The sequence below is a fragment of the Peribacillus sp. B-H-3 genome (assembly GCF_048572925.1).
In the GTDB taxonomy this organism is placed as follows: domain Bacteria; phylum Bacillota; class Bacilli; order Bacillales; family DSM-1321; genus Peribacillus.
Window position 1 is genome coordinate 1,607,489 of record NZ_CP183879.1, and the last position, 13,552, is coordinate 1,621,040.

General features: G+C 39.9%; 15 protein-coding genes and 2 pseudogenes. 14 read left to right on the forward strand and 3 right to left on the reverse strand.

Annotated features, from left to right (window positions below):
- Positions 1-35 precede the first annotated feature (35 nt).
- Positions 36-773: a glycosyltransferase gene (locus tag ACN6MY_RS07945; RefSeq protein WP_419883475.1), complete on the reverse strand. Its 738-nt coding sequence runs from the start codon at positions 771-773 to the stop codon at positions 36-38.
- Positions 774-1,563: 790 nt separating this feature from the next.
- On the opposite strand from ACN6MY_RS07945, the gene ACN6MY_RS07950 reads away from it, so the two are divergent.
- The 5 genes from ACN6MY_RS07950 to ACN6MY_RS07970 all read left to right on the forward strand — a co-directional run bounded on the left by ACN6MY_RS07950 (position 1,564) and on the right by ACN6MY_RS07970 (position 5,715).
- Positions 1,564-1,785: an AMP-binding protein gene (locus ACN6MY_RS07950; protein WP_419883476.1), complete on the forward strand. Its 222-nt coding sequence runs from the start codon at positions 1,564-1,566 to the stop codon at positions 1,783-1,785.
- 82 nt (positions 1,786-1,867) lie between these two features.
- The gene (locus ACN6MY_RS07955) at positions 1,868-1,939 is read left to right on the forward strand and encodes a hypothetical protein (RefSeq protein ID WP_419884106.1); all 72 of its coding nucleotides are present in this window, start codon (positions 1,868-1,870) and stop codon (positions 1,937-1,939) included.
- 51 nt (positions 1,940-1,990) lie between these two features.
- Complete coding sequence (locus ACN6MY_RS07960) at positions 1,991-3,703, forward strand: CocE/NonD family hydrolase (RefSeq protein ID WP_419883477.1); 1,713 nt, start codon at positions 1,991-1,993, stop codon at positions 3,701-3,703.
- 194 nt (positions 3,704-3,897) lie between these two features.
- A complete protein-coding gene (locus ACN6MY_RS07965) occupies positions 3,898-4,452 on the forward strand; it encodes a hypothetical protein (RefSeq protein WP_419883478.1) in 555 nt (184 codons plus the stop codon).
- A gap of 279 nt (positions 4,453-4,731) precedes the next feature.
- Positions 4,732-5,715 carry an aldo/keto reductase gene (locus ACN6MY_RS07970; protein ID WP_419883479.1) on the forward strand — a complete coding sequence of 328 codons (984 nt, stop codon included), beginning with the start codon at positions 4,732-4,734 and terminating at the stop codon, positions 5,713-5,715.
- A 90-nt stretch (positions 5,716-5,805) separates the two neighbouring features.
- Here ACN6MY_RS07970 and ACN6MY_RS07975 read toward each other — a convergent pair whose 3' ends face one another.
- On the reverse strand, positions 5,806-6,351 hold the full coding sequence (locus ACN6MY_RS07975) for a TetR/AcrR family transcriptional regulator (RefSeq protein ID WP_419883480.1): 546 nt from the start codon (positions 6,349-6,351) through the stop codon (positions 5,806-5,808).
- Between the two features lie 197 nt (positions 6,352-6,548).
- On the opposite strand from ACN6MY_RS07975, the gene ACN6MY_RS07980 reads away from it, so the two are divergent.
- From ACN6MY_RS07980 to ACN6MY_RS08005, 6 genes and pseudogenes are all read left to right on the forward strand, one after another.
- On the forward strand, positions 6,549-7,289 hold the full coding sequence (locus ACN6MY_RS07980; RefSeq protein ID WP_419883481.1) for an SDR family oxidoreductase: 741 nt from the start codon (positions 6,549-6,551) through the stop codon (positions 7,287-7,289).
- Between the two features lie 68 nt (positions 7,290-7,357).
- The gene (locus ACN6MY_RS07985) at positions 7,358-7,945 is read left to right on the forward strand and encodes an SDR family oxidoreductase (protein ID WP_419883482.1); all 588 of its coding nucleotides are present in this window, start codon (positions 7,358-7,360) and stop codon (positions 7,943-7,945) included.
- A 49-nt stretch (positions 7,946-7,994) separates the two neighbouring features.
- Positions 7,995-8,150 (forward strand): annotated as a pseudogene (locus ACN6MY_RS07990) (SDR family NAD(P)-dependent oxidoreductase); the annotation flags it as partial.
- Between the two features lie 8 nt (positions 8,151-8,158).
- The gene (locus ACN6MY_RS07995; protein ID WP_419883483.1) at positions 8,159-8,923 is read left to right on the forward strand and encodes an MFS transporter; all 765 of its coding nucleotides are present in this window, start codon (positions 8,159-8,161) and stop codon (positions 8,921-8,923) included.
- A gap of 243 nt (positions 8,924-9,166) precedes the next feature.
- Positions 9,167-9,535, forward strand: coding sequence for a nuclear transport factor 2 family protein (locus ACN6MY_RS08000; RefSeq protein ID WP_419883484.1), 369 nt, complete (start codon positions 9,167-9,169; stop codon positions 9,533-9,535).
- 60 nt (positions 9,536-9,595) lie between these two features.
- Positions 9,596-9,991: a cupin domain-containing protein gene (locus tag ACN6MY_RS08005; RefSeq protein ID WP_419883485.1), complete on the forward strand. Its 396-nt coding sequence runs from the start codon at positions 9,596-9,598 to the stop codon at positions 9,989-9,991.
- A 118-nt stretch (positions 9,992-10,109) separates the two neighbouring features.
- Here the strand turns inward: ACN6MY_RS08005 and ACN6MY_RS08010 are convergent, their stop codons facing one another.
- A complete protein-coding gene (locus tag ACN6MY_RS08010; protein ID WP_419883486.1) occupies positions 10,110-11,132 on the reverse strand; it encodes an AraC family transcriptional regulator in 1,023 nt (340 codons plus the stop codon).
- Positions 11,133-11,526: 394 nt separating this feature from the next.
- Between ACN6MY_RS08010 and ACN6MY_RS08015 the strand changes: the two genes are divergently transcribed.
- The 3 genes and pseudogenes from ACN6MY_RS08015 (at position 11,527) to ACN6MY_RS08025 (ending at position 13,539) form a co-directional block, all read left to right on the forward strand.
- Complete coding sequence (locus tag ACN6MY_RS08015) at positions 11,527-11,883, forward strand: NAD(P)H-binding protein (RefSeq protein ID WP_419883487.1); 357 nt, start codon at positions 11,527-11,529, stop codon at positions 11,881-11,883.
- A gap of 17 nt (positions 11,884-11,900) precedes the next feature.
- Positions 11,901-12,170 carry an NAD(P)H-binding protein gene (locus ACN6MY_RS08020; protein ID WP_419883488.1) on the forward strand — a complete coding sequence of 90 codons (270 nt, stop codon included), beginning with the start codon at positions 11,901-11,903 and terminating at the stop codon, positions 12,168-12,170.
- A gap of 387 nt (positions 12,171-12,557) precedes the next feature.
- Positions 12,558-13,539: pseudogene (locus tag ACN6MY_RS08025) on the forward strand (aldo/keto reductase).
- Positions 13,540-13,552: the final 13 nt, after the last annotated feature.

Genomic DNA, 13,552 nt, shown 5'->3' on the forward strand with positions numbered 1-13,552 from the left:
TTAGGGCTGGGGAATATCCGCCAGCCCTTTCCTGCTTAATAATCATAATACAATTCTTCCGCCCGCTTCTTGTCCGTTCCCTTCAGATAAGACCATATATAGCGAGGGTTTATGACCATAACCCAATCCCCGAATTTATCAAACTTTCTGCTTGATGTGAGCATGCCAAAAGGGATGATGCCGAAAAGCTTTCGATTTACCAGCCCCCACATCATCAGCCGATGGGCAAAATCAGCGTCTTCGGCCATAAGCAATTCCTCATTGAATCCGTTAATGGCCACGAAATCTTTTCTGTAGCACCAGAAAATCCCAACTGCAATCAAACCATACTTGATTAGCATTGGAATGGATATGGCTGCAACAGATGTTAGAATCCCCAAAGACATACGGTCAAATAACCCGGATGTCCCGCCACCGATAAATAACCCGCTCGATAATAACAAATTCACTCTAGATAGGAATCCTTTAGACATTTTGGTATCTGCATCTATCGTAATCAGAATATCTCCAGTGGCAACTTTCGCCCCTGCATTTCTAATCTTTGAAAGATTTTTGTCCTTATTTTTGATCGTGATCGCATTATAGGATTTTGCGATCTCCTCCGTCCGATCTGTACACCGATTCAACACAACAATAATTTCAACCTGATCCTTATACCTCTTTGAAGCAGCTTTGATGGATTCCAGACACCCCGCTATATATTTTTCTTCATTGTGGGCAGGTATGATGATAGAAAACTTCTTATTCCTATTTTCCTGTGTCAATTTTCTCACCCTTTCTTTATATAATTCAAATTCAAAAAGTGCCAGCTTAGAAGATTGATTCTAATAACACTCAGTTATATAAAATATGAAAAAAGTGACGGATTGCTTGTACATTTTTCCTGTTTCTTATAAGAATGTTAGTGGATTCAAGAAATTTACAAATGAAGTTATATGAAAATATAGGAAAATGAGACGGAGTAAGTGGCATACATTTGGGAAACTGACGGATAAATCTTTATGTGTTCAATTGAATAGCTGGCTATGTATAAAAATGGAAAAAGTCTGTGTTTGTTAAGATAGTTTGGAATGTCCTGTGGATTCTAAAACAATGGGAGCTCGAACTCCAGTCATACTTTCGATGTCTTGAAGAAATAAAGAAAAGTTCTCTAATCCTTCGAGGGTATGTGTCACCTTAAAACTATATTTGTAACGCTTTTTCTTTTCCAAGTATGCTTGAACCTGACTTTCACTTTTGCGATATCCAGACCTACCACTGGATTCATTCCCTTAGCCCTTTTTACTGAAGGTATTATTAGTGAAAGGAAGAAAACAAGTAAGTTAGTGTTTTAATGTAAGCGTTTTCTGTTATAATTAAGGATGAACAATCGTCGCCATTATGCCATCCATGGATTATTCAACTATGTGCACCCTTTTTCTTTACAAACAAATTTTCATAGTACTGCGCATGAGGTTTATTTAGAATGGTGGTCTCGAAAGATTGAATATTCAAATAAATTTTCAAAAGGAGATGAGTCATTTGTTTTCTGCATTAACCCCACTGGACTGGTAACGTAGGGCGGTGAAATATTATCCGAATGTTATCGATGGAGAGAAGGAGTTTACGTATAAGGAGTTTGGAGAACGTACCGATCAGCTTTCGGTTGTCTTACATAAAGCAGGAATCCGAAAAGGTGACCATGTTGCGGTGATGTTGCCTAACACTCATTATATGTTGGAGAGCTTTTATGGTATCTGCCAAATGATCGCCTTAAAGCACTGTTTGGTATTCAAAATATTATAAATTTTCATAGAAAAGGGTAGATAGGGCCAAGAGTCCAAGAGACTTCATTTTTACTGGTACTCCAGAGGGTGGGGCATTAGGGATGGAAGAGAAACCTTGGGTACAACCCGGGGATGAAATTGTTGTCGAAGTGGAAGGGCATGGTACTTTATAGAATATTGTCGGGGAAAGAAAGCAACTCCAATCTAAATGAGGAGGAATGAAAGTGATTACTGTTAATGAAATTTATGAAGTTGAGATTGAAGCCAATATACCAATCGTTATGCGGGATGGGGTTACTTTACTGGCAGATATTTATTATCCGAAAGCGGATGGTGAATTTCCTGTTCTGCTTATGCGTTCCCCTTACGATAAATCACATTCTGAGTTCATGAGTTATCTGCATCCAGAGTGGTATGCCAGACAAGGTTTCATAGTAGTAACCCAGGATTCACGAGGGAAATATGCTTCGGAAGGTGAATTTAATCCTTTTCATTATGAGCGCCAGGACGGACTGGATACAATTAAATTTGTGAAGGATTTGCCAAGATCAAACGGGAAGGTTGGCATGTATGGCTTTTCTTATGTAGGAGCCACCCAATTGCATCCTGCTGTCGAAAATCCTGAGGGATTAACGGCGATTGCCCCGGCTTTTACCAATGACGGTTACTATGAAGATTGGTCTTATAAAAATGGTGCCACCCACTTAGCCTTCTTGCAATCCTGGTCAGCCTTTTTGTCATTGGATCAAGCGATGAGAAAAGGGAAGCCGGAAGCAGCCCGAAAATTAATGAAGATTAATACGACCATCAATGAAGAATACGATCATTTGCCGCTTACCGACCACCCGCTAATTGACTCTGATATTACTTCTTTCTATTATGAATGGCTCTCTCATCCGACATTCGACGAATATTGGAAAAAATGGCACTTGGGGGATAAATACAATCAATTGAATGTTCCTTCCCTGCATATTGGGGGATGGTATGATATTTTCATAGAAGGAACCATCAGGAATTACACCGGAATCTCCAAATTGAATAAAAATCAAAAGTTGGTGATTGGACCTTGGTATCATATGCCATGGACCAACTTTGTCGGTGACATTTATTTCGGGGAAGAAGCCAATAATGTCGTTGATGACATTCAGGTTCGCTGGTATGACTACTGGTTAAAAGGGAACGAGAACGGTATTATGGATGAACCGCCGGTATCCATATTCGTCATGGGTGAAAATAAATGGAGACAGGAACATGAATGGCCGTTAGCCAGAACACAATATACGCCTTATTATATACACAGCAAAGGAAGAGCGAACTCTGTTAATGGTGATGGATCGCTGGATCGCCAGACACCAAACCAGGAGATTCCAGACATTTATGTCTATAATCCGCTTGACCCAGTACCGAGTGTGGGAGGGCATAGCTGCTGCAATGCTGCCATAACCCCGATGGGCCCTAAGGATCAGCGAATTATCGAAGGACGCAACGATGTAATGGTTTATACATCTAATGTACTTACAGAAGATTTAGAGGTGACCGGACCGGTTGAGGCGATCATTTATGCATCATCCTCCGCTAACGATACTGATTTTACCGTTAAACTGGTAGATGTCCATCCAGATGGAAAAGCGATTAATCTACTAGAAGGAATTCAAAGGGCCAGCTATAGAGATTCAAATGAAGATCCAAGTCCAATTATTCCTGGGGAAATTTATGAATATCGCTTCCACGTAGGGAATACGAGCAACTTATTCAAACAGGGACATAGAATCCGTATTGAAATATCGAGCAGCAACTTCCCTGCATTTGACGCAAACCTAAATTCATTTAGAATAGACAAAGATGGAACATATGCAGATAGTAAGCTGGCTACTCAAAAAATATATCACGATGAGAGGCATCCAACTCAATTAATCCTGCCAATCATTCCAAGGTAAGTCATATGAACATTAAGCATTAATTTGAAAGACTTTATAGAAATATATTGAAAGAGAGTACGACAACTGCCTATTCCTAAAGTGAGGGCAGTTGTTTTTTGTTTGTTTCTTTTTTATCGAGTTGATAAATCAAAGGGTCCAACTATTCTTATTTAAGTCAGAAATAGCTGCACAAGCTAAGAAGAATTACACCAATGTGCCCAAAATGCAGAAGATACAATACCTATGACATAATCCCGGAAATTCCAAATCAGCTTGAGTTTCAATTACAAGCTGATGAGTTCACTCATGATACCTATTCAGTTGGAAATGCCAAGTATTATTGTATCGACTGTAATTATAAATGGAAAAAGTATAGAGGCAAGAAACCATATGAAAGAATTAGAGTAATATATTCAGAGGCAGGTGGATTTCCTGGCCCATATAGTCAGGTAAAAGTTGATTTAGCTGAAAAAAGAGTGGAACACCATACGGACTTTCCTTTCAACGACGGATCACCTGTTAACGATATTAGAGTGATAACAGAAGAGGACATAGAATCATTTCTAACTGAACTTCATAAATGCGATTTTGTTAATTGGGCAGAAGAATATAATGTTTTTGGACCAGTATTGGATGGGACTCATTGGAGTGTACGTATTGAATATGATACCCACTGCGAGATAAAAGTCGGAAGTATTCACTTCCCGCCGAAATGGACAAAATTTTGTAAAGCACTTTCTAGATTAAGTGGAAATGAGTTCTATTAGTCTATGGTTAATTAAACCTTTAATTTTATAAAATTTAATGATTGCTGGTGGTGGGTAAAGAAGGGCTACACTTTCGTTCAGATTATATTGCCAATCAAATTTATTTAATGCACAGAGCTCAATGATTCTAATATTATGTTTTTTTCAAAAATAATGAACAAATTTAGTTGTTTTGTTTAGCAATACACAAATTGCGTTCATTTAACAATTGAGAGTGCTTTCTTTCTGGTTATAATAGTTGTAGTTACACTATGCTATTTGGAAAGAGGGGACAAACAAATGGAATATGTAAAACTTGGGAATACCGGTCTGGATGTATCCAGGCTTTGCCTTGGCTGTATGGGTTTTGGTGTAGCAGAGAGATGGGTGCATCCCTGGGTTATAGGTGAGCAGGAATCACGTCCAATTATTAAAAAAGCTCTTGAGTTAGGTATTAATTTTTTTGATACAGCGAATGTATACAGTGACGGAACAAGCGAAGAAATTGTTGGGAAAATCCTGAAGGAATATGCCAATAGGGATGAAATTGTTATCGCTACTAAGGTTTACTTTCCTATGCATGAAGGCCCGAATGGCAAAGGTCTTTCCCGAAAGCATATTATGAGTGAAATTGATAAGAGTCTTAAACGGCTCGGAACAGATTATGTAGATTTGTACCAAATTCACCGGTGGGATTATAACACTCCTATCGAAGAAACAATGGAAGCATTGCATGATGTAGTGAAAGCTGGTAAGGCAAGGTACATTGGTGCTTCTGCAATGTTGGCCTGGCAGTTCCTAAAAGCAAACCATGTTGCTGAAAAAAATGGGTGGACCCGGTTTGTATCGATGCAGAATCATTTAAATCTTTTGTATCGTGAAGAGGAACGTGAAATGCTGCCGTTATGCAGGGAAGAAAAAATCAGTGTGATTCCGTATAGCCCGCTTGCATCAGGAAGATTGACACGTGATTGGGCTGAAACAACACATCGTTCCGAAACTGACCAAGTCCAGAAGTCTAAATATGATGCTACTGCAGATACGGACAGATTGATCGCGAAGCAGGTTGCTGAAATCGCTGAAAAACGCGGCGTACCCCGTGCTCAAATTGCACTTGCCTGGCTGCTCCAAAAGGAACCTGTAACAGCTCCAATTATTGGCGCTACAAAAATATCACATCTGGAAGATGCCGTACCAGCCCTTTCAATTAATCTATTACCTGAAGAAATAGCCTCTCTAGAGGATCCATATGTACCGCATCCATTAGTTGGTCCCTTAGTTTAGGCCAGCATCTGATATACATTGCGGTTTTAACATGTACCAGATAACATAGACTTTCCCTTAGGAGCAGTGTGCAGGCACTGCTCTGTTTTTTTATAAATTCCTATCCAATAAAATCCCTACTTGTTCCGCCATCACATGAGGCGGAACAGGCATTCCATTGTTAAACCACCATTCGACCAGCCCAACGTAAGAGGTGACAATAAATTGAAGAATAACCTCTTCATTTAATCCCTGGTTTTTACCTTTTTCTACATCAACTTCATCTTTAAATTCTTCGATGAGAAATTCAAGAAACTGACTGCGGAATGACGGGGCCCCTTTACTGGCAACCATCGTGGAAAAGAATAAATAATGATCTTTAAGATATTCGAACCAAGGAAGATTTGCGTCTACATAATCCATTTCAGATGCAGATTCACATATTTTCCGAAGTTCTTCAATATGTTCAGCAATGAGCTTATCCAGTAGATCATATTTATCCGTGTAATGAAGATAGATAGTTCCCCGGCTAACATTAGCCCTGTCGGAAATATCTTGTATCGTAATGTCATCGAAATTTTTTTCGGACATTAATTCAATAACGGCTTTTTTAATGGCTTCTTGGCTTTTGGCTATTCTTCTATCCACTTTAGGCATTGTGATGATCACCAAACTTTCATAAAGATATTTAACAATTTAATAATATTTGTTCATTACTTAACAAAGCGTGTTTATTTAACCATTGTAAGTGTTTTGTATCTGTTTATAATTATAGACAGGTGTTCATTAATTTATCAATGTTTATTATATAAACACTTTTGAAGTATGTTAATACAGAAAGGATGTTTTCTTTAATGTCTAATATTCAGGGTAAAGTTGTAATTATAACAGGTGCTTCTAGCGGGATTGGAGAAGCTGCTGCCAAAGAACTTGCGTCTAGAGGATCAAAGCTGGTATTGGCAGCTCGGCGTGAAGATCGCTTAAAGAAATTACAGGAAGAAATTCAAGGTATTGGCGGGCAGGCAATTTATAAAGTGACGGATGTTACCTCGCATGAACAAATGGAAGAATTGGCCCAGATTGCTCTTGATGAATTTGGGAAAATTGATGTCATGATTAACAATGCAGGCTTAATGCCGCTATCTCCTGTCTTTGAGAAAAAGATCAAAGAATGGGATACGATGATTGACGTGAACATCAAAGGCGTACTATATGGGATTGCTGCTGTACTTCCTTTTATGAGAGAAAGAAAAGAAGGACACATTATTAATATTTCTTCTGTAGCAGGACACTTAATTGGGCCGGCAGGTTCTGTCTACAGTGGTACCAAATTTGCTGTACGTGCAATTACCGAAGGTCTTCGTAAAGAAGAAGCGGTGAACAATATTCGTACAACCATCATATCACCGGGAGCGGTTGCTACTGAATTGCCAGAAACGATTTCGGGTGCGGAATTAAAATCTGGCATTGATGACTTTTACAAAGTTGCGATTCCAGCTGAGAGCATTGCTCGTGCAATTTCCTATACAATTGAAGAGCCATCTGATGTAGCAATAAATGAGATGATTATCCGCCCAACAATTCAAGAACTGTAAAACTTCCATCCAGCTGTCAAGGACAGCTGGATGTTTACCTTATTAAATAATGAAAGGGAGCGTTTAATTTGACTAATGTTTTAATTCTTGGAGCAAACGGCTCAATCGCCCGTGCTGCAATTGATTTATTCTTAAAAGAATCGGATGCACAATTAACGCTCTATCTGCGCAATTCAAGCAGACTAAAAAATATTGATCAAAGCCGTGTACGTGTAATCGAAGGCGATGTTTTGGATATAGAAAAACTAAAAGAAGCAATGATTGGCCAAGATGTTGTTTACGCAAATCTTGCTGGCAGTCTGGAAGAAATGGCAGAAACGGTTGTCGAGGCGATGAATGCTGCTGGCATTAAACGCCTGATTTGGATTAGCTCAATGGGGATTTATGAGGAAGTCCCAGGAGAGAAGTATAGAAGTATTTTAGATTCCTATCGAGATTCAGCAGCGATTATTGAAGCTTCAGTTCTCGACTATACAATTTTGAGACCCGGCTGGTTTACCAATAAAGATGAAATTGACTATGAGATAACTCAGAAAGGCGAACCATTCAAAGGGCACGATGTATCCCGTAAGAGTGTTGCTGACTTGGTTGTTAAATTAGCAGTGAAGCCAGGATTGGAAGTCCGCCGCAGCTTAGGGGTCAACAAACCGCTGTAATCTGGGGGATTATCCATACCGTATCTCTTGAAGCAATAAAAAAAATTTTATACAAGATAAAGTTGTCATAATAACAGGTGCATCCAGCGGGATTGGAGAAGCTGCTGCAAAAGAACTGGCATCTAAAGGTGCAAAGCTGGTGCTGGCTGCCCGCCGGGAAGAACGCTTAAAGAAACTGCAAGAAGAAATCAAAAACAATGGCGGACCCTTGGGATGACTGCTCTTGTTTACGGCATCGTTCACTCCGCTGACACCGGTTGGGGCAATCCTTTGACTGCAGGAGCACTTACAGCTGCAGTTCTGCTTCTGGCATTCTTCATTTTCAACGAGTCGCATGCAGAGCAGCCAATTATGCCGCTGCACCTGTTCGCTAGCAGCGAGCGAGTCGGAGCCTATTTAGGACGGATTCTTTTCCTTGGCGCGATGATGGGATTTTGGTTCTTCATTACTCAATTTCTTCAGGGTGTTTGCAATTATAGCCCTCTAGAGGCTGGGCTTGCCTTTCTTCCAATGACAGTGGCTAACTTCTTGATGGCAATCGCTGTGCCAAAATTCACACGCCGATTCGGCAACCCCCGGCTGCTTGCAGGCGGAGTCACCTTGACAATGATCGGGATACTGTGGCTTAGCCGCCTATCAGTCGACACTAGCTATATTACTGGAATCGCGCTGCCAATGATCCTTATTGGCATTGGACAAGGCGGCTCTCTCGGACCCTTAACCGTCTCAGGTATTAAGGGAGTTAGCGGAAAAGACTCTGGTGCCGCCTCTGGTTTGGTAAACGTTGCCCATCAGCTTGGCGGTTCTCTCGGACTTGGCATTCTAGTTACGGTATTTGCTTCAACAGGATCCGCCGTGCTTAATGGACGGGAGCTGCTTGCACACAGGATATCAGCCGCTCTGACTGGAAGCACAATAATGCTTGTATTTGCCATTATCGTCATCTTTACGTTAATTGTCCGGACCCGTAAGGTTTAGTTTTAGTCGGAGGATCATATAGCGGAGGTGCTTACAGAGCAAGTTTCTGATGCCTACCTAGCTTATTTGAAAGACCTGGGTATTTTTTTTGTTTTTGGCGGAAAAGAAATTTTAAATTTTACAGTAGTAGTGGAAAAGCTAAAAAAGTTATTTTCCATCGATGCTCTGTTAAAGCTCTGATATTAAGAATTGTTGGTAGTAACTAACGCTTCGGGAATTTCATATGAGGCTGCAAGTAAAAAAATGAGCGAAGATAAACAAAACATACTAGCAATTTATCAGCGGATTGATGACGCAATGGTTAATAAAGACACGGAGACATTGGATAAAATTCTTGATGCTGATTATGTATTAGTACACATGACTGGGTATCATCAAGGTAAGCAAGAATGGCTTGAGCAAATAGAAAATGAACAAATGAAATACTTTAAAATCATGCCTCGAAAAACAGCAATCACAATAGATGGTAATAGTGCTATTCTCGTTTGTGAGACTAAAATTGATGCTAGAATTTATGGTTTCAGAAACACATGGAGTATGAAAATGGAAATGCATTTTGAGAAACGCGGAGACAATTGGTATCCGGTAAATGCCATAGCAACAAGCAGATAAATACAGAGATAACAATACAAATTAACAGAGTGAAAAATTAAAAGAAAGCAGGAATTAAATATGATAAATGAACAGTTAGCAAACAGCACAATCTTCCCATTGGGACAAAAAGTTGAAGCGAACTTTATTGGAGATGCATACTTACAAATGGTGTTTACCGACCCAACTCCGCTTAATGCACCCATTGGCAATGTAACCTTTGCGCCGGGAGCCCGCAATAATTGGCACTCTCATAAAGCGGGACAAGTTTTGTTAGTCACCGGTGGCGAAGGATGGTATCAAGAAGAAGGAAAACCGGCGCAATTACTTAAAACAGGCGATGTGGTGAATATTCCGGCGTATGTAAAACATTGGCATGGAGCGACAAAAGACAGCTGGTTTGTACATTTAGCCATGACACCAGGAGAAACCGATTGGTTAGAGCCTGTAAATGATGAATGGTATAACACATTATAAAGCACACACAAGGGTCTTTGATTCGAGGTGTATTCCTTTAGTTTGTGAAGAGAAATATGATGCTTGAAGCGGACAATGCGGGACTGCTGCGGCAGCCCCATTTTTTTTTGGACTAGTATTACCAATCTGAGTTTTGATTGTTCGTTAGCTCAATTTCAAGATTAGTGCATCTTCTTGGAAAATTAACCCTCTTCTCGACGCAAGAGGACTGGCATTTAACAGGGCTTGATGAGTTTATGGTTTTCTCATGATTTTCCTTCAAGCGTTTGATATCTTCTTTAGGCGGTAAACCAAACATGCGGGAATATTCACGGCTGAATTGTGATGGACTCTCATATCCGACCCGGAATGCAGCATCAGCGGCATCCGATGATTCAGATAACAGCAAATGACGGGCTTCCTGCAATCTAAGTTGTTTTTGAAATTGAATCGGGCTCATAGCGGTTATCTCTTTAAAGTGCCGATGAAGCGAAGAAACACTCATATTCCCAATTTCAGCTAGTTCCTCAATCTTAAATGACTTTTCATAGTTATTCATGATGTGTTCAATCACATCACTGATTTGATTAGCAGAGCTTCCCTCTAATGCCATTTGTTTCAGCATCCCGCCATGTTCTCCTTGCAGAACTCTATAGATGATTTCTTTCAATATTAGAGGAGCAAGTACCGGGATATCCTTCTGATTATTTAGGAGCCGCGCTAACCTAATTACCGCGTCCATTAGTGATGGCTCTATTTTGCTGACATACATGCCTCTCTTGGGATTTTCCTTCTTTACTCCCATTTCAGTTTCATGCAACACCTCTAAAATTTGACTTGGTGTAAATTCAATTTTCAGAGCCAGGTACGGATTCTGTGAAGAGGCTTCTGTCACTTGTCCGGATATTGGGAGCTTAACGGATGCAACAAGGTAATCGGCAGGGCCGTACTGAAAACGCTCCTGTGACAGCATTACCTCCTTCATTCCTTGAACGACAATGCATAAGGAAGGCTTGTATATTCCGTAATTTGGTCCAGTTTCATTAGAGTAACGGGAGAAAATTAAATACGGAATAGCAGTCATGTTAGAACCGTCCTTTCCTATGTGATCCTCTATGATTTTGGCGAGTTCAACTCTTTGTCTATAGAATTGTTCAAACATACAATCCTCCTTGGTTTGCTTCATCATGGGTCCATTATAGTGCTAATTCATATTTAACGTAAATGGCTGTGAGAGGATTGTGCAATCATTTGACAGGATTGTGATACCTGGTGTGATTTCATTTAATGCATAATATGGATATAAGTTATCGCACATCTTATTTTCAACTTAAGAATTTCAAATTATAGATAAGGGAGAGATAGAATACCATGAATAACACATCGGAAATATACATGCTAACTCTCATCAGCTTCGGATAAAGTCAATGCTGCTGCCGGCGTATAGTATCTGCTTAACACTGTTTTAGCACTCTAACCCATAGGCACGCCTGTGTTCATGGTGGCGGGCAAAAATGAATCGGCGCAAGCATTTTTCTATACGAGGAGGGGGTATTATGAAAGTATTGATTTTAGGTGCAGCAGGTCAAATAGCTCGTATGCTAAGAAAAGAATTGTTCAATGAAACTGTCCATTCAATTGTACTTTATGCCAGAGACAGTCATAAGCGTTTAACCATTAATGATGATAACCGGGAAGTTATCTTTGACGGTGATTTTAAAGACAAAGAGAAACTGCTCAATGCTATGAGGGATGCTGACCTTGTATATATAAACGACATGGGTGACGATAAATCAACAAAAACAATCATTGATGCCTTGTATGATGCAGGAGTACGGAGAGTAATAGCGGCATCGGTTCTTGGAATTTACGATGAAATGCCCGGAGCTTTCGGTAAGTGGAATAAGCGCTGATTGGCGGAAGTCCTCGAATGCATTCTCAGATTGAATCAGCACGGATATTAGAAAATTCTAATCTGGATTATACTCTTTTAAGACTGACATGGCTTTACAACCAAGCTGATAATACAAAATATATGATTACCCAAAAAGGGGAACCATTTAAAGGTGCGCAAGTAACACGTCAAGCGGTCACTCAATTAATAATTGATATTATCGAAGAAAAAAGTGATAAATATCTTCAAACTAGTCTAGGGGTGAGTGAACCGGATACAGATTGGGCGAAGCCGTCATTTTATTAAGATAAGAATTTGAGAGGGTATAACCTATCATTATTAAAAAGGCTTTGTTAAAATAATAATGTTTATTTATTAGTCAACTAGAGAGATTTTTTTAATTAATATGGTAAAATTGTCCTGTGTTAGGAAAATATAGGGGGTATATTATGGGTGATATAGTTTGGGGTAGTCCAGCTAGTTTGTTTTGTTTAGGTTTTTTCTTAGCTGGGTTAGGAGTTTTTATTAAATTATCAAGATTTACAGGGAAATAGCATAAGTAATTTAACCATGATAGATAAAAACATCAAATAGCAGCCAATAGATGGCTGCTATTTTCATAATCTATAGAAAAGACGTAAATATCAATAATAAACTTTAACAGAGCCATTAAAAAAGAAAGGAAGACAAAATATGCAAAAGCGAAAGTTAGGGAATAGCGGCTTAGAAGTTTCTGCTATAGGTCTTGGCTGTATGGGAATGAGTCATGGTTATGGTCCGCCATCGGACAAGAAAGAGATGATTTCGCTGATTCATGCAGCCATTGATCAAGGCGTGACTTTCTTCGACACCGCCGAAGTTTATGGTCCATATGTGAATGAGGAGCTGGTTGGTGAAGCTTAAACCTTTCAAGGGAAAAGTGGTCATTGCCACTAAATTCGGTATCCACATGGAAAATGGCAAGCAGGTGCTTGACAGCAAGCCAGAAACAATTAGGCAGTCGGTCGAAGGCTCGCTCAAACGCTTAAAGATTGATACCATAGACCGCTACTATCAGCATCGTGTTGACCCAAATGTCTCAATTGAAGAAGTCGCTGGAGTAGTACAAGACCTAATTAGGGAGGGTAAGGTAAAACACTGGGGACTTTCTGAAGCAGGTGTAGAAACGATTCGCCGTGCACATGCAGTTTTGCCTTTGACTGCGATTCAAAGTGAATACTCCATGATGTGGAGAAGTCCTGAAGAACAACTTCTGCCTGCCCTTGAAGAACTTGGAATAGGATTTGTGCCGTTCAGTCCTCTGGGCAAAGGCTTCCTTACTGGGAAAATTGATAAAAATGCAACATTTGACAGCACCGATTTTCGCAGTATTGTTCCTCGCTTCAAGCCGGAAAATATAGAAGCTAATCAGATATTGGTCGAACTTATAAAGAAGATTGCAGTAGAGAAAGATGCAACCCCTGCTCAAATCGCCCTAGCATGGGTACTTGCTCAGAAGCAATGGATTGTTCCGATTCCCGGTACAAGGAAACTGGAACGTCTGAAAGAAAATCTGGGCGCAACGGAAGCTAAGCTGACTCCTGAAGAACTATATGATCTGAACGGCGCATTATCAAAGATTGAAATTTCGGGAGAGCGCTACCCGGCAGAATATGCAAAAAGAGCAGGCAAATAAGACATTCAAAATT